The organism is Rhodococcoides fascians A44A (assembly GCF_000760735.1).
Taxonomy (GTDB): domain Bacteria; phylum Actinomycetota; class Actinomycetes; order Mycobacteriales; family Mycobacteriaceae; genus Rhodococcoides; species Rhodococcoides fascians_E.
This window is the reverse complement of record NZ_JMEX01000008.1, coordinates 97,874-112,594: the sequence shown is the minus strand read 5'-3', so window position 1 is coordinate 112,594 and position 14,721 is coordinate 97,874. Positions and strand designations below refer to the sequence as shown.

Sequence of the window (14,721 nt, the reverse complement as noted above, 5' to 3'; positions counted from 1 at the left end):
TCTGCTCGTCGTACCGGTTTTCCGGCCCCGACCCATTGCTACCCGTTCGCTCACGGTTCTACCCTGCGTGAATGGGCTGTGTTTCCGATGGTGCGCGACGGCGTCCTGCCGGCCGGCTTCGGCCGTACGTCTCGTCGTACGACGGATATCGGCTTGCCGGTTTCGAGCCGGGCGAGCATGTGGGCATGCCGAGTCCGGCGTTGACGGTCATCGTGTCGATCGAGTCGAAGCTCGAGATCGCGGATTCTCCGCGGCAGGGGGCCTGTGCGTTCGAGACGTTGGCCAGTGGCATCTCGGCCGAGCCCGTGACGATTGCTCACGACGGCAATCAACACGGGATCCAGTTGTCGTTGACGCCTGCGGGGTCGCGCGCGCTGTTCGGAGTGCCGACGTCGGCTTTGGGGGAATGGATGGTCGATCTGTCGGAGGTGCTGCCCCAGGCCGCCGAGATGGTCGAGCGTGTGTCCGCCGAGTCGGACTGGGATCGACGCTTCGATGTGCTCGACGAGATCCTCGGCCGTGCGTTGGTGGCGAGCGCGATCGATCCGACGTTGACCGAAGCCTGGCGTCTGCTGGTGGAGAACGGTGGATCGGCACGCGTCGGGGATGTGGCGCGGGAAATCGGGTGGAGTCGACGGCACCTGATCAACCGGTTCACGGCGGAGTTCGGCGTCGGGCCGAAGGACGCGGCGCGGATCGCGCGTTTCGATGCATCTCATCGACTTCTGCGACGCGAGACGATTCCTCCCCTCGCCGACATCGCCGCACAGTGCGGGTACTACGACCAGGCACACATGGCGCGGGAGTGGCGCGAGTTCGCCGGGATGGCGCCGTCGCGGTGGCGTCGGGAAGAGAAGTTCGCATTCGTACAAGATGACGACGTCTGATCCGAGCATGCTGTGGACATGACATCCACGACCGTCTGGCCTTGTTTCCGCTACCGGGACGCCCGCGCGGCAATCACGTTCCTCGTCGACGTCCTCGGGTTCGCCGAGGCCGCCGTATATGGCGACGGCGACGTGGTCGAACACGCCGAACTCCGCTGGCCCGAAGGCGGCGGCGTGATGCTCGGCAGTGCAAGTCGGGTCGTTCCGCAGGCTCCACTCCAGGCCCGACCGGACAGCGCGATATCCGATCTACCTGCTGGAGTGGGCTCTGCCTATGTCGTCACCGACCACCCCGACGAGATTCACGATCGCGTCGTGGCGGCAGGTGGCGTCGTCGTCCAGGGGCTTCGGGAGGAGGACTACGGAAGCCGCGGCTTCACGTGCCGCGACCCCGAGGGTGTGCTGTGGAGTTTCGGAACCTACGCCGGAACCCAGTGATCGGCGGGAACGAGCTCCTCGGTGCGAGGCGGGGGAGGCGGGGTTCCGTCCCCGAAGGGACGTCCACCGAGTGATTCACGGCCGTGCGGTTCGAGCCAGCCGTGCAGATCCGGTCCTTTGGGCACGATCGACGTGGGATTGATGTCGGTGTGCACCACGTAGTAGTGCCTCTTGATGTGGTCGAAGTCGACGGTGTCTCCGAAGCCCGGCGTCTGGAACAGGTCCCGGGCGTAGTTCCAGAGCACGGGGATCTCCGTGAGCTTGCTGCGGTTGCATTTGAAGTGGCCGTGATAGACGGCGTCGAACCGCACGAGTGTGGTGAACAGGCGGACGTCGGCCTCGGTGATGGTGTCTCCGACGAGGTAGCGCTGCTCGCTCAGCCGCCCGGTCAACCAATCCAGTGCAGTGAACAGCCTGTCGTACGCATCGTTGTACGCCTCCTGTGACCCGGCGAATCCGCAGCGGTAGACGCCGTTGTTGACCTCGGTGAACACGCGCTTGGAGACTTCGTCGATCTCGGATCGAAGCGCTTGCGGGTACAGGTCGGGGGCGCCGTCGCGGTGGTACTGCGTCCACTCGGTCTCGAGGTCGAGGGTGATCTGAGGGAAGTTGTTGGTGACGACCTGTCCTGTGGCGATCTCGACGATCGCCGGCACGGTGATGCCGCGCGGGTAGTCGGGGAACCGTGCGAAGTAGGCGTCCTGCAGCCGGGGGATGTTCAGGACCGGGTCGACGCCCCCGGGTTCCTCGTCGAAGTTCCAACTGCGTGGATCGTGCGTCGGACCTGGAATGCCGAGCGACAGCACGTCTTCGAGGCCGAGAAGACGACGGACGATGATCGAGCGGTGAGCCCACGGGCACGCGCGGGCGGCGACCAGTCGATATCTGCCCGGCTCGACCGGATACCCGTCGCGGCCGTCCGCGGTGATGCGGGTTTCGATGTAGTTGGTGTCGCGGGTGAATTCCTTGCCGTTCTCCACATAACTCATACCTTCAACCTACTTCGATCGACACCAGCGCACCCCACTCTTCGAAACCCAGTCTCGCGCCGAGCCGTCGGGCAACGACGTTGTCGGCGTGGCACCGCCACTGCGGGATCATTCCTTCGTCGAACGCTTCGTTGGTGGCGAGGCGCGACACGACCTGGCCGTTGCCCTGGCGTCGGGCATCAGGGGCGGTGAGCACCCCGACGTCGCCGAGAAGTCCTTGCCATTCCGCGTAGCCCGCACTCGCGAGCGGCGTGGCTGCGTCCACAGGTGCGTCGTCGCCGAGAAGGGTGAACCACGACTGCTTGTGCGCTAGGTCGGCAGCGATCACGTCGTCGGGCGCACAGGCGGATTCGAGACTGTCGACGTGTGCGCGTTCGTGCGAGATCAGTGGATCGTGGCGGTCGATGGTGGTGCCGGCATCGTCGGCGTACGACAACACGATCGGGCCGGATGTGCGACCGGAAGCGAGTTCCCTCAGGCGTCCGCCGGTCAGCTCGTCGTCGGACATCGTCGCCGCCGTGGTCAGTGCCGACGCGGGCCCGATCAGTGCGCTGGAGTCACCGAGACGAACAAATGTGACGGAGGTCGCATTCTCGTCGGAGTGCACGTGGCGAACGCCGGGCCGAAACGCGGAATCGCCGAGGTCGAAGTGCCTGGACCACGCGAGGCGGATGATGTCGTGATGATGTGAATCCACCGAATCGAGGCTATCGGGTGCTCGGGAAAATCAAGCTATTGGACTTTTTCTGCCCCGCTGTTTCGCAATCGCGTGATCAATGGCAGTATCGCCAGTGAGATTAGTGCTTCGACGTGAAGGGCTAGCTCGCTTACAGAAGGTTTACGGTATGACGCAGGGCAGTGTTAAGTGGTTCAACGGCGAAAAGGGCTTCGGCTTCATCGAGCAGGATGGTGGCGGACCTGACGTGTTCGTTCACTACTCGGAGATCCAGGGATCTGGCTTCAAGACGCTCGACGAGGGTCAGCGCGTGGAGTTCGAGGTTGGACAGGGCCAGAAGGGTCCTCAGGCAACGGGCGTTCGCGCTATCTGATCCCCTCAAGGATCGCCACCCGAAATTGCTGACGGCTTGACGCTGTCTTCAGTTCAGGTACCCGAAGAGGCCGGGCACACGGAGTTCGCTCCGAGTGCCCGGCCTCTTTGCGTGCCGACTTCGCTGTGGTGGCATTGTCATCGGGGACCGAATGAACCGTTCGGTCACTCCAAGTGACCGAACGTCACGTTCGGTCACCTCAGGCGATGAACCGACGGGGGACAGACGATGACGACGCAGAGTGCGCCGGTCGAGATCAAGCCGTGGCCTGCGCTGTGGGCGCTGTGTCTCGGCTTTTTCATGATTCTCGTCGACACGACGATTGTTGCGGTGGCGCAGCCAGCGATTCTCGACGGTTTGCAGACCGATATCAACAATGTCATCTGGGTGACCAGTGCGTACCTGTTGGCTTATGCCGTACCGCTTTTGGTGACCGGTCGGCTCGGGGATCGGTTCGGACCTCGGAATCTCTACATCGCGGGCCTTGTGGTGTTCACCCTGGCGTCGGTGTGGTGTGGTCTGTCGGGTTCGATCGAGATGTTGATCGCGGCTCGTGCGGTGCAGGGTGTGGGCGCAGCGATGATCACCCCGCAGACCATGGCGGTCATCACGCGAATCTTCCCTGCGGACAAGCGCGGGACGGCGATGGGTGCGTGGGGTGCGGTGGCCGGGGTCGCGACGCTCGTCGGGCCGATTCTCGGCGGCGTGCTCGTCGATTCGCTCGGGTGGGAGTGGATTTTCTTCATCAACGTGCCGGTGGGGGTCGTCGCCATCGTGTTGGCGCTGAGGTTCGTTCCGGTGTTGCCGACCAACGAGCACAAGTTCGACATCCTCGGTGTGGTGCTCAGCGCGGTGGCGTTGTTCGCCATCGTGTTCGGGATCCAGGAGGGGCAGCGGTTCGACTGGGACGGCCGCGTCTGGTCGTTGATCGCCGCCGGGACAGTGGTCTTCGCGGTGTTCGTGTACTGGCAGGCCAAGAACCGCAACGAGCCGCTGGTTCCACTGGCGCTGTTCAAGGATCGTAATTTTTCGCTGTCCAACATCGGTATCGCCGCAATGGGTTTCGCGACGGCCGGAATGATGTTGCCGTTCATGTTCTATGCGCAGAGTGTGACCGGACTGAGCCCGACGCGCTCTGCCATCCTGTTCGTTCCGATGGCCGTGCTGACGGGGGCTCTGGCGCCGAACGTCGGAAAGCTGGTGGACCGAATCCATCCCCGCTACATCGCGGGCACCGGTTTGTTGTTGCTGGCGATATCGCTGCTCGCATTGGCCGTACTCATGACGCCGACCACGGCAATCTGGAAGCTTCTGATTCCCATTGCGCTGATGGGTGTGGCGAACGCGTTGATCTGGTCGCCGTTGGCGGCCACGGCGACTCGTAATCTCCCGCTGTCTCAGGCAGGCGCAGGCGCCGGTGTCTACAACACGACGAGAATGATCGGATCGGTCCTGGGCAGTGCGGGTATCGGCGCCCTCATCCAGTCTCGGTTGGCTGTGGAAATTCCGGGTTCCGACGCGGCCGGTGCCAACGAGTTCAGCGGTCGTGTACCGGAAATGCTCCGTGACGGGTTCTCCACGGCCATGGCGCAGTCGTTGATTCTGCCGGCCATCGTGCTGCTGCTCGGCATGGTGGCGGTCTCGTTCTACGCCAGGCCTGCGTTCAAGCCTATGTGAGTGGAAATGACAGTCCCATCGGGTCGCTCCGCAGGCTCCGCTCCTGCCCCAGGGCCTACATTTCCACTCACACAAGCATTTCGACTCACACAGGTCAGAGCCCGAGATCGCGGCCGATGAGCTCTTTCATGATTTCGTTCGACCCGGCCCAGATCTTGCTGACGCGGGCGTCCTTCCATGCCCGGGCGGCGCGGTACTCGTTCATGAAGCCGTAGCCGCCGTGCAGCTGCACGCAGTGGTCCAGGATTTCGTTCTGAACCTGGGACGTCCACCACTTGGCCTTGGCCGCGTCGATGGCGGTGAGCTCGCCCTTGCCGTGCGCGACGATGCAGTTGTCCACGAATGCCTGTGCGACATCGAGTTTGGTGACCAGCTCGGCGAGCAGGAATTTGTTCCACTGCAGTGATCCGATGGGCTGACCGAATGCCTTGCGGTCCTTGGCGTACTGGATGGTTTCCTCCAGGATCGGCCGTGTCTGCCCGAGGTTGGCCACGGCGCAACTGATGCGCTCCTGCGGCAGCAGCTGCATCATGTGGATGAATCCACCGTCGAATTCGCCGATCATGTTCGACGACGGCACGCGGACGTTCTCGAAGAAGAGTTCCGCGGTGTCGGATTCCGGCTGGCCGACCTTGTCGAGTTTGCGGCCGCGAGAGAAGCCTTCGGTGCCGTTCTCGACGGCGAAGAGCGTGATGCCCTTGGCCTTCTTCTCGGGCGTCGTGCGGGTAGCGACGATGACGAGGTCGGCGCTGTTGCCGTTGGTGATGAACGTCTTGGAGCCGTTGATGATGAAGTCGTCGCCGTCCTTGACGGCGGTGGTCTTCAATGCGGCGAGGTCCGATCCGCCGGACGGTTCCGTCATCGCGATGGCGGTGAGGAGTTCACCGCTGCAGAACCCGGGGAGCCAGCGCTTCTTCTGTTCCTCGGTGGTGAGCTTGACGAGGTACGGCGCGACGATGTCGTAGTGGATCCCGAAGCACGACGCGACCGCCGCGCTCGATCGTGCGAGTTCCTCGCCGAGGACTGCGTTGAATCGGTAGTCGTCGGCGCCGCTGCCGCCGTACTCTTCCGGTACTTCGAGGCCGAGGAAGCCGTTGCGTCCGGCTTCGAGCCAGATGTCACGGTCGATGAAGCGCTGCTCGATGAGCTTCTCTTCTCGGGGCGCGATCGTGCGGGTGACGAATTCTCGGGCGGATTCGCGGAACGCGTCGTGGTCGTCCTCGAACAGGGAGCGCTTCATGTGTGTTCCTTCCGGTAACGGTAATTCTCGTCTGCACAATACTCGCCGGTATAACGATCCAACAACACGCCTGCTCGGTAAAAACCGCAGCTCAGGGCGCCCCTTCCACCGCGGGACACGATGTGGAAACGATGGAAAATAATTCTGGTGTGACGTCAAAATCCTCAGGTAAAGGTTTAGACATGAGCGATTCAGCGATCACCGGACACCTCGCACACCTCCGCCGACTAGGCGCAAGCGAAGAGACCATCTATCAGAGACGGCGCATCCTCGGCCGCGTCAGCGACTACATCGGCAAGCCCATGGTCGACGCGACGTACGAGGATCTGGACCGTTGGCAGAGGAGTCTTCGCGTGTGCACATCGAGCATCGCCACCTACACGTCTCACGTGAGGGCCCTGTACGAATGGCTGTCGGACATGGACCACATCACGGTCAACCCGACCCGCAACCTCGTGATGCCGAAGATCAAACCACGTGTTCCTCGGCCGATACCTGAGAAGGATCTCGAGGTTGCGCTAGCCACTGCGCGTCACGACCATCAACTGTTTTGCTGGTTTCTTTTGGCAGGCTACAGCGGACTCCGTGCCGGAGAGATCAGCAGAATCGACCGCGGGGATCTACGCGAGGCCGACGACGGTGGCGCCTACCTGAAGGTCCACGGCAAGGGTGGCTACGAGCGGGTCGTGCGGATCGCACCCGAGGTGTACGCCGAGCTCGCACTCATCAGCTACCAGCGTGGTCGGCTGTTCCGGGGACGTGACGGCGAGGTGCTCCGACCGCATCGGGTCTCCCAGGTTTCGTCTCGCCACCTCGCAGGCGTCGGTTTGCCGTACACGCTGCACACACTCCGTCACCGCTTCGCGACCGCACTGTGCGATCTCGGGGCCGACGTCCGAGACGTGCAGCACGCGCTCGGACATTCGAGCCTGGCGACCACGACTCAGTACGTCGCACACAGCGCACGGCGTGGCGCCGGCGACGTCGACAGGTTGGGCGCCGGTCTGGCGGCCATGAAGAAGCGACAGACGGCGACGCGCAAGGCGAACGTGCCAACGTAGTACCGCGTCGGTTACGGTCGGCGCATGAAACGGACATTTATCGCGGCCGGGTTTGCCGCACTTACGCTCATCGCCGGATGCTCCTCGGGCTCGGATCGGAGCGTTGCCGAGGATCTCGCGAAGGCGAACGGGATGAGCGACGCGGAGTTCCTCGCGTGTGAGGACTACATCAACGGCCGCGATGACGTGGACGCCGACGACACGAGCTCGCGTGTCGAGTTCGCGCGGACGGTGAACGAGTGGGCGGCACAGTCACGCCCCGACTTGAAGGACGCCGGCGAGGTGCTGGCCCGGGCAGCGAACACGAACGCCGAGGGCTGGCCGATGGGAACGGGCACGTTCGAGCAAGCGTGCTTGCGCGCGGGCTGGCCGACACAGCAGCAGATCGACGACGCGAAGTAGGGCAATCCGGGAAGGCGGTCTGCTTTACTGAGTCGTTACTGTCCGACCCAAGAAAGTGACCCCTTCAGTGAAAGCCGTAGTAGCAGTCATCGCCGCCGTCATGCTGATGTTCGGTGGCGCGTCCGTCGCCGCCGCAGAGCCCTTGCCCGCACCAGCCGCGGGTAGCAGTGTCCAGGTCAACCCGGTTGCTCTTCCCCCCGGCGACACCCTCGAAGCCCGCGCCGGGATAGGTGCTGCGATTGGTGTAGTGCTCGGCGGCCTCGCAGGCCTGCCGTTCGCTGTCGTCGGCGCCATCCCAGGCGCCGTGATCGGCGGCCTCGCCGGCGCTGGCATCGGCGCTGCATCGTGGAACATCGCGAACGCGTACTTCGGCTAGTTGCCCTGTACGCTCGACGAGCCCCGACGGGTTGGGTTTCCCTGACAAGTTTCCTTGTCCCGTCGGGGCTTTGTCGTGTCTAGCGTTTGATGTCTGTTCGCGCGCCGCGGCCGGGGCGGTTGGCGTGCCACTCGTCGATGCGCTCCTCGGTCCAGCCCTGCACGGTTCCTCGGGGCAGGGTGCCGTCGTCGTTGACGGGCCCGATGGTGACGTTGGGTGATGGGAGTTTGTATCCGCTGAGTGTGTGGTCGGCGGCTCCGATGCGTTCGGCGAACTGCCGTTTGGATAGGTAGCGCTTGGTCATGGGCGTGATCGTAACCCAGTTCCGGACGGATATATACCTCTTCGTTGGCGCCGTGCGAATCACGTTCTGCCAGTTGTTGATAGGTGTTGCACTTATCCGTATGACACGGTAATGTTCTTGTTGTCAGGGAAACAGAAACAAGGAGACAACATGAACACCACCGCCCCCCGCACCGCCGCCCGCCTCACCACCTTCCTCTACCGAGCAGCAGCCGACCTCGACGCCGCCGCCAAGAACGCCCGGACAGCAGCCGAGACGGAGCACGCCACCGCCGGACGCGAACTCTGCACCGCAATGTTCGCCCGCCTCGCCCCCCGATAGGGGGCGGGGCCTCCGGGCCGGAGGCAACCCCAAGAGCAGATCCACGACGCGAAATGAGGCGAAGGTACGGTGCTGGACATGAACCGACTACGTGAAGCTGTCCGTGTTGTCGTTGAGTCAGTGCGAGCTGTGGGCGGAGTGGTGTCCTTCGAGCTCGCGAAGGCGCGACGTCCGAGCCGGGAGATCTATCGCGGCGACTAGACCCAACTGCAGACGCGCCGAAAGCGCCCCACCCTCGGTTGAGGGTGGGGCGCTTTCGTCATGCTCGGATGATCTCGAGGAACGCATCAGCCGTGACCGTGCGGCGCGAAGCGGTTCCGTTGCCGAGGGCCTCGACGCGAACTATGCCGCCAGTGCCGACGAGACCTGTGAGGGTGATCGCCCCCGCGGTGCTGTAGCCGGTGTTGTAGACGACGGATCCGGGGATCTCGACGCCGTCGTTCGTCAACCGTGAGTACGTCCAGTTCGACGGCCCGGGCTGGGCGTCGAACGGAACCCGGTACGTGATGTTCACCGTCACGCCGGCGGGGACGCGTATGCCGTTGTCCTCGATCAGCGTCGTGCCGAACCCGGCGCGAATCGACCACGGCGTCAGGAGCGTGTACGCCATCGCCGACGACGACGTGGACGCGACGAGCTGGGTTCCGTTCTTCGTCATGCCGCTGTTGTCGAAGGCGAGACGCGCTGTAGCTGTCGGTGTGACTGTGATGTTGAGGTCGGCCTTGACCGGAACCCGGACAGTCGCGGTCGCCGCGATCGCCACGTCCTGGACCGCTGCGGCGCGCATGCGGATGAGTCGTTCCGCTGTCGCGTCGACGGTCACGGTCGCGGCGGCGGCGCGGTAGATCCGTGCGAGCGCTGTGGCCGACGGTGTGACGGCCAGGTTGAGGACGGCGTCGACGGGGATCGATCCGCCGATCGCGACGATCTCGGCTGTCACTGTCGAAGCGATGTTCAGCGCGGCCGCCACGTTGGCGCGTGCGTACTGCGTGGCGGCCGCTGTGACATTGAGTGCGAGGTCTGCGCGTGCGAGTGCCGTTGCGCGCGCTGAGGCGTCGACTGCGACGTTCACGGCCGCTGTGCGCCGGTACCGGACGCGGACGGTCGCCGAGACGGTGACGGTGACGGTGAGGTCTGCGTCGACGTCCTTCGTGCCGCCATCCGCGCGTGCAGTCGCCGAGGCGTCGACGTCGACCGCCAGGACTGCTGCGACGCGGGCGACGACCCGGAGCTCGACCTCTTGCCTGACGACGACGGCGAAGTCCGCTGCGACTTGGAACCTCAGCGCCGGCAGTGGTGGGAGGACGTCGCCGTACAGGACGCGCCGCGACGGTGTCGGTGGACCGCTTCGTCCACGTGACACCGCCGGCAGCCGTGCTCCACCGTTCCGTGTCGGCGCGGGCAGGGTGGCGAGCATCGCCGTTACCCGGTCGCGTTGACCGTCGGTGTCACGACGATCTCGCCGGTGGCGCCGAGCTGCGTCGACGCGATGGGGATCGATCCGACGAATCGTCCGCCCGTCTGAGCTGACCAGATCCCGGCCCACGCGTAGGTGCCGGCCGCGACGGGAATGGTGACGGCGGATCCTGCGAGGGTGCCGTCGACTGCGCCGCCCGTCCAGGTCGTCTGCTTGCGGGCGTAGCCGCCGCCGGTGGCTTCGTTGGCGCCGGAGGTGCCGGGGTCGGCTGTGTGCAGCGAGATCCAGGTGCCGATCGTGCCGGTGTAGATCGCGATGTCTTCTCGGGTCTGTGGTGTCAGTGGCATTGCTGTGGAGCCTTTCAGTCGGTGCGGCGGACTTGGCCGAGGAACCACAGCCAGTCGTCGGTGAGCCCGCCTTCACGCGGGAGGGTGAGGTAAGCGCGGTACTCGGTGCCGTCGGGTACGAGTACCGCTGTGGTGCCGGTCGATTCGACGCGCCAGGTGATGAACCTGCCGGCGACGGTCGCGGACCAGACGGGGCCACCGTTGGCGAAGACGATGCGCGCCGAGGTGCCCGCCGGCCACTGCGTCGTCGGGTGTTCCTCCTCGTGGATGAAGTCCTGCTGCGCGGACAGGTGCAGTGGCAGCCCGCGTGGTGGTTGAAATCCGAGTCCGGTCGTCATGGGGTGGGACCTCCTACTCGTCTCTCAGGTCGTCGGGCTTGTCGGGTAGTGCGATGTTGTTGTCGGCGAGGCGGCCGGTGAGGCGGGCGACGTAGGTGCGGAAGGCGAGGACGAGTCGATCGAGTTTGTTGATTCGCCGGTTGCGATCGTCGACGTCGGCTTCGAGTTCGCGGACCCGGCCGCGGAGTCGGTCGATCTCGACGTCGTGATCGGCCCGCATTTCGGCGCGGTCGACCTTCCGGGCTTCCTTTTCGGCGGCGAGTTCCTCGCGGGCTTCGTCGCGTTCCTTGATCGCTTGGGCGAGGGCGTCGAGCTTGTTTCGGCTGCGAGCTCCGATGATTGTCGCGACGCCGGCGAATATCGCCGTGATGAGTGCCGATGCGACGCCGACGTTTTCGGCTGTCAGTACGGGCTCTGCGGCAATAGTCACCGACGACGCGAGGAGCGCAATCACCTATATCCCCTCTCTGCTGCACCGAAGGCCAGTGCAGCGTTCATTAGTCCGACGAATACCGCGATGGTGGCTGCGAGGATTGGTGTCGGTGGTTCGGAGAACCAGGCGCCGGCGAAGATCGCGCCGCCGTAGAAGATCCACACGATTACGGAGAGTCCGTGCGCGATGACGAATCCGGTTTTGCGGACTGCGCAGACGATGAGCCAGAGCCCGGTGAGTGCGAAGAGGAGCACCCACCAGGGGCCGGCTTGCTCGACGTAGACGACGAGGTTGATCTGGTCGGGTGGGAGTGGGCGGCGGACGAGCTGCGACGGCCCGAGGTAGAGCGCGCCGACGCAGATCCCCATGATTCCGGCCGTTCCCGCCGCCAGTCGGGTGCCGAGCATCAGTTGTCCGCGGAGTGGCGGCCGCTGTCGTCGTACGGGACCGGGCCGCCGGGCTCGCCGAGGGTGCCCGCGTTGTACTCGGTGTCGGTGACAGTCTCAGGTTCGACGTCGACCACTACCGGCAGTGCGACGGGTGCCGTCGACGGGAGTCCTTTGGTGGCACCGATGTTGAACGACGCAAGTGAGGTCAGAGCGGAGATGACCGCTGCGGTGGCGGCGATTGTAAGAGCGTCCTTCCATGCGACGTCAGCGAACCCGCCGGTCGCGGGGATCGCGGCGACGAGGCTGCCGGCGAAGGTGCGGGCGACGCGGTCACCGAGGTCGATGAGGAAGTTGCCGGACGTGAGCTGTGTTGACGCGACGAACGCGAGCAGCACGGACACGAGTGTCGCGAGGCCGGCTGCGGACAGGGCCGCCGGCCACGCGACGGACACGAGGGTCGCGCCGGCGCCGAGGAACACGAGGACGTTCTGCAGGAACGTCTTGACGCCGCGGTCGAGGAGGTCGAGCCAGAACGCGCGGGTGTCGATCGAGATCGATCCGACTTCGGCGTGGACGGTGACCGTGGTTTCGGAATCAGGCATTGTTCGCTTCTCTCTGTTGAGTTGTGCAGGGTGGATGCTGGGGTCAGACGGATTCGGCGGGCTGCTGCCGGGTGTCGCCGGACGCGAACCGGGCCTGCAGGGACTCGACGAGCTCGCGTGTCTTGACGGCTTCGGCGTGGGTCTCGAGGACCCAGAACACGAGCGACGCCGCGCGGTCGTCGCCCTCGACGTGAGACTTGTAGCCGTCCCAGACGACTTCGTTCCACACGTCGGCGAGGCCGGCGCGGCCCCACATCTCGCCGTCCTTGACGTTGACGTAGTTGCGGCCCTCGGGTGACTGCTGGCGGACCTTGTGCGGTGCGCCCCACTGCAGTGCGGCGGCTTCTGCTGGTGTCATCGGTGCGTTTCCTCCTGGTGTGGTGGGTGTTCCGAGGCGCATGATCAGCGCCCACGTCTTCGGTCCGACGGTGCCGTCCGGCGTGAGCGTCGGGTCGGTGCGCTGCAGCGCCGAGATCGCGGGCTGGGCGTCACGCCAGCGGCCGGTCTGCGGTATCCCGAGCTTCGCCTGCATGTGACGGATCCCGGCGATCTGGTATTCGGGTTCGCCGGCCTCCCCGGACACGGACTGTTCGGGCCCTTCCTTCGGCCCGTACCACCAGCCAGCGGGCAGCGGGAAGTCGTCGGGGTTGCCGGCGCCGACGACGGCCGGCAGGTACCAGAAGTCGTGGAACAGTGGGTCGTTCCATGCTCGGGCAGTGCCGGCGACGACGTGCCCGGAAACGTTGCGGTACATGCCGCGGGACTCGAAGTTGAGGCCGTCGAATGTGCCGGCGACGTGAGAGTTGTAGCCGCCTCCGCCGTGCATGAACCCGAGTTTCACGAGTGCGTTCGCGGGGACGTCGGAGGCCTTCGCGACGTGGATGAGTCCGAGCTGCGCGGCGTCTCCGGTTGCGGTGGCGCCGTACCGTCCGGGGCGGTTGCAGTTCTCGGTGGAACCGTAGCGTCGGTTGGCTTTCATGCCCTGCACGTGCGCTGCGACAGCGAACGCGAACCAGGAGCAGTCACCGCCGGGGTTGCCGCTGCCGCCGTACGCGTAGGGCAGGCCGTTCTTCGACCAGATGTAGGCGCGGGTCGCGTCGACCTGCGTCCGTGAGATTGTGCGCATCAGTCCTCCTGTGCGGGTGTGGGTTCGACGACCTGGTAGCCGAGCTCGGCTAGAGCTTCGTCGTGCGAGAAAACGCCGATGTAGCGGCGTTGCGGCGAGAGGCCTCCGTCCGGGTGCGCTACCGCGCCGCCGTTCGGCCAAGCCGCGTACACGTGGGTTTCTGCGTCGAATTGCTTGCTCATGGGCCATGTTTCGACGACGACATAGTGGTGACCGTCAATCGCCGGTTCCGCGCGATAGAGTCGCGCGTCACTGTTCCAGTTGGCGAGCTCTGACGCGATGAGCGTTGCAATCATGTTGCGGCTCCCGGTTTGTGAATGATGTACATGCGGCCATTCCCTCCAGGACCACCAGATGCCACTGCGGCCCCGTTGGCGCCGCCTTTACTACCCGCGCTGCCGCCTCCGCCGCCGGGTGCCCCACCTGCGCCGCCGGGCCCGGGATCTGTGAATGCGGCCGACCTGTAGCCGCCGCCACCTCCGCCGCCGCCGCCACAGGGGGTTGGCGACGTCACCGGGACAGACGCGCCGGGTCCTCCCGTCAGCGCGGCCATCGACGACGCATTGTTCTGTCCGCTTGTGCCGCCTGCAGCGAGTGGTGTCGCGCCTCCAGGCATAGCGAGGGTCGCCGCGCCGCCATTGACGCTGTCCCAGGACCCTCCGGCGCCGCCCACGCCTGGCGATGAGGCTGAGTTCAGAGCTCCCTGCGTCGTGAGGATTGCCCCGGGTGTTCCGGGAATGCTGGTTACGAAGGTGCCGAAGGACGTCACTCCGCCGTACTGGAAGTTTCCTGTGCCGCCCGCACCGATAGTGATTGGGACAGTGTCCGGTAGCTCGGAGCACGGTATCTCGCGTGCGACAAACCCGCCGTGCGTCCCTGGCGCCGCTGGTCTGTTGGAAATGGTGTTTTCGCCAGCCTGCCCGCCCCCGATGCATGCCACAAAGACAGACCCCGTCCCCGGGTTGGTCCACACACCGTTCGAGCTGTAGACGGTGCGGGTCCCGCCCTCTTCGAGCGCAGTAACACGGGCCTCAATTCCCTCGATCGATCCGGCGTGCTCGGTGACGCGTTCGTCCATCTCGCCGCCCCACGTCGATGCGCCGCCGAGGTTGAAGAACTTGCCGCCCGTGAACGCGCCGATGATTTGGCCAAGTAGGCCACCCTCTCCACGAAGGTTGTCCTGAGCCCTGCCGTACCCGTTGAGCGGTGGATTTCGTGTCTTCTGTCGAACGCCGTCGGGTGTTTCGTCCTGGCCCCATCGTTGACCCGGGCGGACGGTGTACGAGCCGCCGGGTACCGGGACTCCCGGTGCACCTGTTGTCATT

Annotated in this window: 21 protein-coding genes; 8 read left to right on the top strand and 13 right to left on the bottom strand. The window is 65.1% G+C overall.

Going from position 1 to position 14,721, the window contains the following annotated elements:
- The first annotated feature begins 71 nt into the window (after nt 1–71).
- Both BH95_RS12710 and BH95_RS12705 read left to right on the top strand, forming a co-directional pair.
- Nucleotides 72–887, top strand: a complete 816-nt coding sequence (locus BH95_RS12710; protein WP_244164955.1) for an AraC family transcriptional regulator — start codon at nt 72–74, stop codon at nt 885–887.
- A gap of 18 nt (nt 888–905) precedes the next feature.
- On the top strand, nt 906–1,325 hold the full coding sequence (locus tag BH95_RS12705) for a VOC family protein (protein WP_026347826.1): 420 nt from the start codon (nt 906–908) through the stop codon (nt 1,323–1,325).
- Here BH95_RS12705 and BH95_RS12700 read toward each other — a convergent pair.
- Together BH95_RS12700 and BH95_RS12695 are read right to left on the bottom strand one after the other, a co-directional pair.
- Complete coding sequence (locus BH95_RS12700) at nt 1,307–2,314, bottom strand: glutathione S-transferase family protein (protein WP_052060059.1); 1,008 nt, start codon at nt 2,312–2,314, stop codon at nt 1,307–1,309. The genes BH95_RS12705 and BH95_RS12700 overlap by 19 nt on opposite strands.
- Nucleotides 2,315–2,318: 4 nt before the next feature.
- A complete protein-coding gene (locus BH95_RS12695) occupies nt 2,319–3,011 on the bottom strand; it encodes a GNAT family N-acetyltransferase (protein ID WP_037182616.1) in 693 nt (230 codons plus the stop codon).
- Between the two features lie 148 nt (nt 3,012–3,159).
- Here BH95_RS12695 and BH95_RS12690 point away from each other — a divergent pair, with 148 nt between their 5' ends.
- Both BH95_RS12690 and BH95_RS12685 read left to right on the top strand, forming a co-directional pair.
- Nucleotides 3,160–3,363 (top strand): cold-shock protein, encoded by a 204-nt coding sequence (locus tag BH95_RS12690; RefSeq protein ID WP_019665340.1) that lies wholly within the window; start codon nt 3,160–3,162, stop codon nt 3,361–3,363.
- Between the two features lie 228 nt (nt 3,364–3,591).
- Nucleotides 3,592–5,040 carry an MFS transporter gene (locus BH95_RS12685; protein ID WP_037182614.1) on the top strand — a complete coding sequence of 483 codons (1,449 nt, stop codon included), beginning with the start codon at nt 3,592–3,594 and terminating at the stop codon, nt 5,038–5,040.
- A gap of 94 nt (nt 5,041–5,134) precedes the next feature.
- On the opposite strand, the gene BH95_RS12680 is transcribed toward BH95_RS12685, so the two are convergent.
- Nucleotides 5,135–6,280 carry an acyl-CoA dehydrogenase family protein gene (locus tag BH95_RS12680; protein ID WP_019665338.1) on the bottom strand — a complete coding sequence of 382 codons (1,146 nt, stop codon included), beginning with the start codon at nt 6,278–6,280 and terminating at the stop codon, nt 5,135–5,137.
- Between the two features lie 182 nt (nt 6,281–6,462).
- Between BH95_RS12680 and BH95_RS12675 the strand changes: the two genes are divergently transcribed.
- From BH95_RS12675 to BH95_RS12665, 3 genes are read left to right on the top strand one after another with little or no spacing between them, the layout of a single operon-like run.
- On the top strand, nt 6,463–7,341 hold the full coding sequence (locus BH95_RS12675; RefSeq protein ID WP_179275251.1) for a tyrosine-type recombinase/integrase: 879 nt from the start codon (nt 6,463–6,465) through the stop codon (nt 7,339–7,341).
- Nucleotides 7,342–7,365: 24 nt separating this feature from the next.
- The gene (locus BH95_RS12670; RefSeq protein ID WP_037182612.1) at nt 7,366–7,743 is read left to right on the top strand and encodes a hypothetical protein; all 378 of its coding nucleotides are present in this window, start codon (nt 7,366–7,368) and stop codon (nt 7,741–7,743) included.
- Between the two features lie 55 nt (nt 7,744–7,798).
- Nucleotides 7,799–8,119 (top strand): hypothetical protein, encoded by a 321-nt coding sequence (locus tag BH95_RS12665; protein ID WP_141216838.1) that lies wholly within the window; start codon nt 7,799–7,801, stop codon nt 8,117–8,119.
- 79 nt (nt 8,120–8,198) lie between these two features.
- Here BH95_RS12665 and BH95_RS12660 read toward each other — a convergent pair whose 3' ends face one another.
- Nucleotides 8,199–8,423: a hypothetical protein gene (locus BH95_RS12660; protein WP_037106115.1), complete on the bottom strand. Its 225-nt coding sequence runs from the start codon at nt 8,421–8,423 to the stop codon at nt 8,199–8,201.
- 150 nt (nt 8,424–8,573) lie between these two features.
- Between BH95_RS12660 and BH95_RS12655 the strand changes: the two genes are divergently transcribed.
- A complete protein-coding gene (locus BH95_RS12655) occupies nt 8,574–8,744 on the top strand; it encodes a hypothetical protein (RefSeq protein WP_157773089.1) in 171 nt (56 codons plus the stop codon).
- 259 nt (nt 8,745–9,003) lie between these two features.
- On the opposite strand, the gene BH95_RS12650 is transcribed toward BH95_RS12655, so the two are convergent.
- From BH95_RS12650 to BH95_RS29065, 9 genes are all read right to left on the bottom strand, one after another.
- Entirely contained in the window at nt 9,004–10,161 is a 1,158-nt protein-coding gene (locus tag BH95_RS12650; RefSeq protein ID WP_037182607.1) for a hypothetical protein, read from the bottom strand.
- A 5-nt stretch (nt 10,162–10,166) separates the two neighbouring features.
- Nucleotides 10,167–10,508: a phage tail fiber protein gene (locus BH95_RS12645; protein ID WP_052059145.1), complete on the bottom strand. Its 342-nt coding sequence runs from the start codon at nt 10,506–10,508 to the stop codon at nt 10,167–10,169.
- Between the two features lie 14 nt (nt 10,509–10,522).
- Nucleotides 10,523–10,846 (bottom strand): LtfC-like domain-containing protein, encoded by a 324-nt coding sequence (locus BH95_RS12640; protein WP_037182605.1) that lies wholly within the window; start codon nt 10,844–10,846, stop codon nt 10,523–10,525.
- 13 nt (nt 10,847–10,859) lie between these two features.
- Entirely contained in the window at nt 10,860–11,300 is a 441-nt protein-coding gene (locus tag BH95_RS12635; RefSeq protein ID WP_037182602.1) for a hypothetical protein, read from the bottom strand.
- Nucleotides 11,297–11,686: a hypothetical protein gene (locus BH95_RS12630; protein ID WP_037106129.1), complete on the bottom strand. Its 390-nt coding sequence runs from the start codon at nt 11,684–11,686 to the stop codon at nt 11,297–11,299. Before BH95_RS12630 ends, BH95_RS12635 begins: the two co-directional genes overlap by 4 nt.
- A complete protein-coding gene (locus tag BH95_RS12625; protein ID WP_037182600.1) occupies nt 11,686–12,270 on the bottom strand; it encodes a holin in 585 nt (194 codons plus the stop codon). The genes BH95_RS12630 and BH95_RS12625 overlap by 1 nt, the downstream gene beginning before the upstream one ends.
- Nucleotides 12,271–12,313: 43 nt before the next feature.
- A complete protein-coding gene (locus tag BH95_RS27825) occupies nt 12,314–13,396 on the bottom strand; it encodes a hypothetical protein (protein ID WP_052060058.1) in 1,083 nt (360 codons plus the stop codon).
- A complete protein-coding gene (locus BH95_RS29240) occupies nt 13,396–13,578 on the bottom strand; it encodes a hypothetical protein (protein ID WP_193748917.1) in 183 nt (60 codons plus the stop codon). The genes BH95_RS27825 and BH95_RS29240 overlap by 1 nt, the downstream gene beginning before the upstream one ends.
- A gap of 110 nt (nt 13,579–13,688) precedes the next feature.
- On the bottom strand, nt 13,689–14,720 hold the full coding sequence (locus tag BH95_RS29065) for a hypothetical protein (RefSeq protein WP_037106140.1): 1,032 nt from the start codon (nt 14,718–14,720) through the stop codon (nt 13,689–13,691).
- Nucleotide 14,721 lies beyond the last annotated feature (1 nt).

Bases quoted from the DNA above. Each gene is read 5' to 3' on its own strand.
- BH95_RS12625 (WP_037182600.1), bottom strand. From the start codon at position 12,270: ATGCCTGATTCCGAAACCACGGTCACCGTCCACGCCGAAGTCGGATCG.
- BH95_RS27825 (WP_052060058.1), bottom strand. From the start codon at position 13,396: ATGCGCACAATCTCACGGACGCAGGTCGACGCGACCCGCGCCTACATC.
- BH95_RS12685 (WP_037182614.1), top strand. From the start codon at position 3,592: ATGACGACGCAGAGTGCGCCGGTCGAGATCAAGCCGTGGCCTGCGCTG.
- BH95_RS12670 (WP_037182612.1), top strand. From the start codon at position 7,366: ATGAAACGGACATTTATCGCGGCCGGGTTTGCCGCACTTACGCTCATC.
- BH95_RS12690 (WP_019665340.1), top strand. From the start codon at position 3,160: ATGACGCAGGGCAGTGTTAAGTGGTTCAACGGCGAAAAGGGCTTCGGC.
- BH95_RS12660 (WP_037106115.1), bottom strand. From the start codon at position 8,423: ATGACCAAGCGCTACCTATCCAAACGGCAGTTCGCCGAACGCATCGGA.
- BH95_RS29065 (WP_037106140.1), bottom strand. From the start codon at position 14,720: ATGACAACAGGTGCACCGGGAGTCCCGGTACCCGGCGGCTCGTACACC.
- BH95_RS12645 (WP_052059145.1), bottom strand. From the start codon at position 10,508: ATGCCACTGACACCACAGACCCGAGAAGACATCGCGATCTACACCGGC.
- BH95_RS29240 (WP_193748917.1), bottom strand. From the start codon at position 13,578: ATGAGCAAGCAATTCGACGCAGAAACCCACGTGTACGCGGCTTGGCCG.
- BH95_RS12705 (WP_026347826.1), top strand. From the start codon at position 906: ATGACATCCACGACCGTCTGGCCTTGTTTCCGCTACCGGGACGCCCGC.
- BH95_RS12640 (WP_037182605.1), bottom strand. From the start codon at position 10,846: ATGACGACCGGACTCGGATTTCAACCACCACGCGGGCTGCCACTGCAC.
- BH95_RS12700 (WP_052060059.1), bottom strand. From the start codon at position 2,314: ATGAGTTATGTGGAGAACGGCAAGGAATTCACCCGCGACACCAACTAC.
- BH95_RS12710 (WP_244164955.1), top strand. From the start codon at position 72: ATGGGCTGTGTTTCCGATGGTGCGCGACGGCGTCCTGCCGGCCGGCTT.
- BH95_RS12650 (WP_037182607.1), bottom strand. From the start codon at position 10,161: ATGCTCGCCACCCTGCCCGCGCCGACACGGAACGGTGGAGCACGGCTG.
- BH95_RS12655 (WP_157773089.1), top strand. From the start codon at position 8,574: ATGAACACCACCGCCCCCCGCACCGCCGCCCGCCTCACCACCTTCCTC.
- BH95_RS12680 (WP_019665338.1), bottom strand. From the start codon at position 6,280: ATGAAGCGCTCCCTGTTCGAGGACGACCACGACGCGTTCCGCGAATCC.
- BH95_RS12675 (WP_179275251.1), top strand. From the start codon at position 6,463: ATGAGCGATTCAGCGATCACCGGACACCTCGCACACCTCCGCCGACTA.
- BH95_RS12630 (WP_037106129.1), bottom strand. From the start codon at position 11,686: ATGCTCGGCACCCGACTGGCGGCGGGAACGGCCGGAATCATGGGGATC.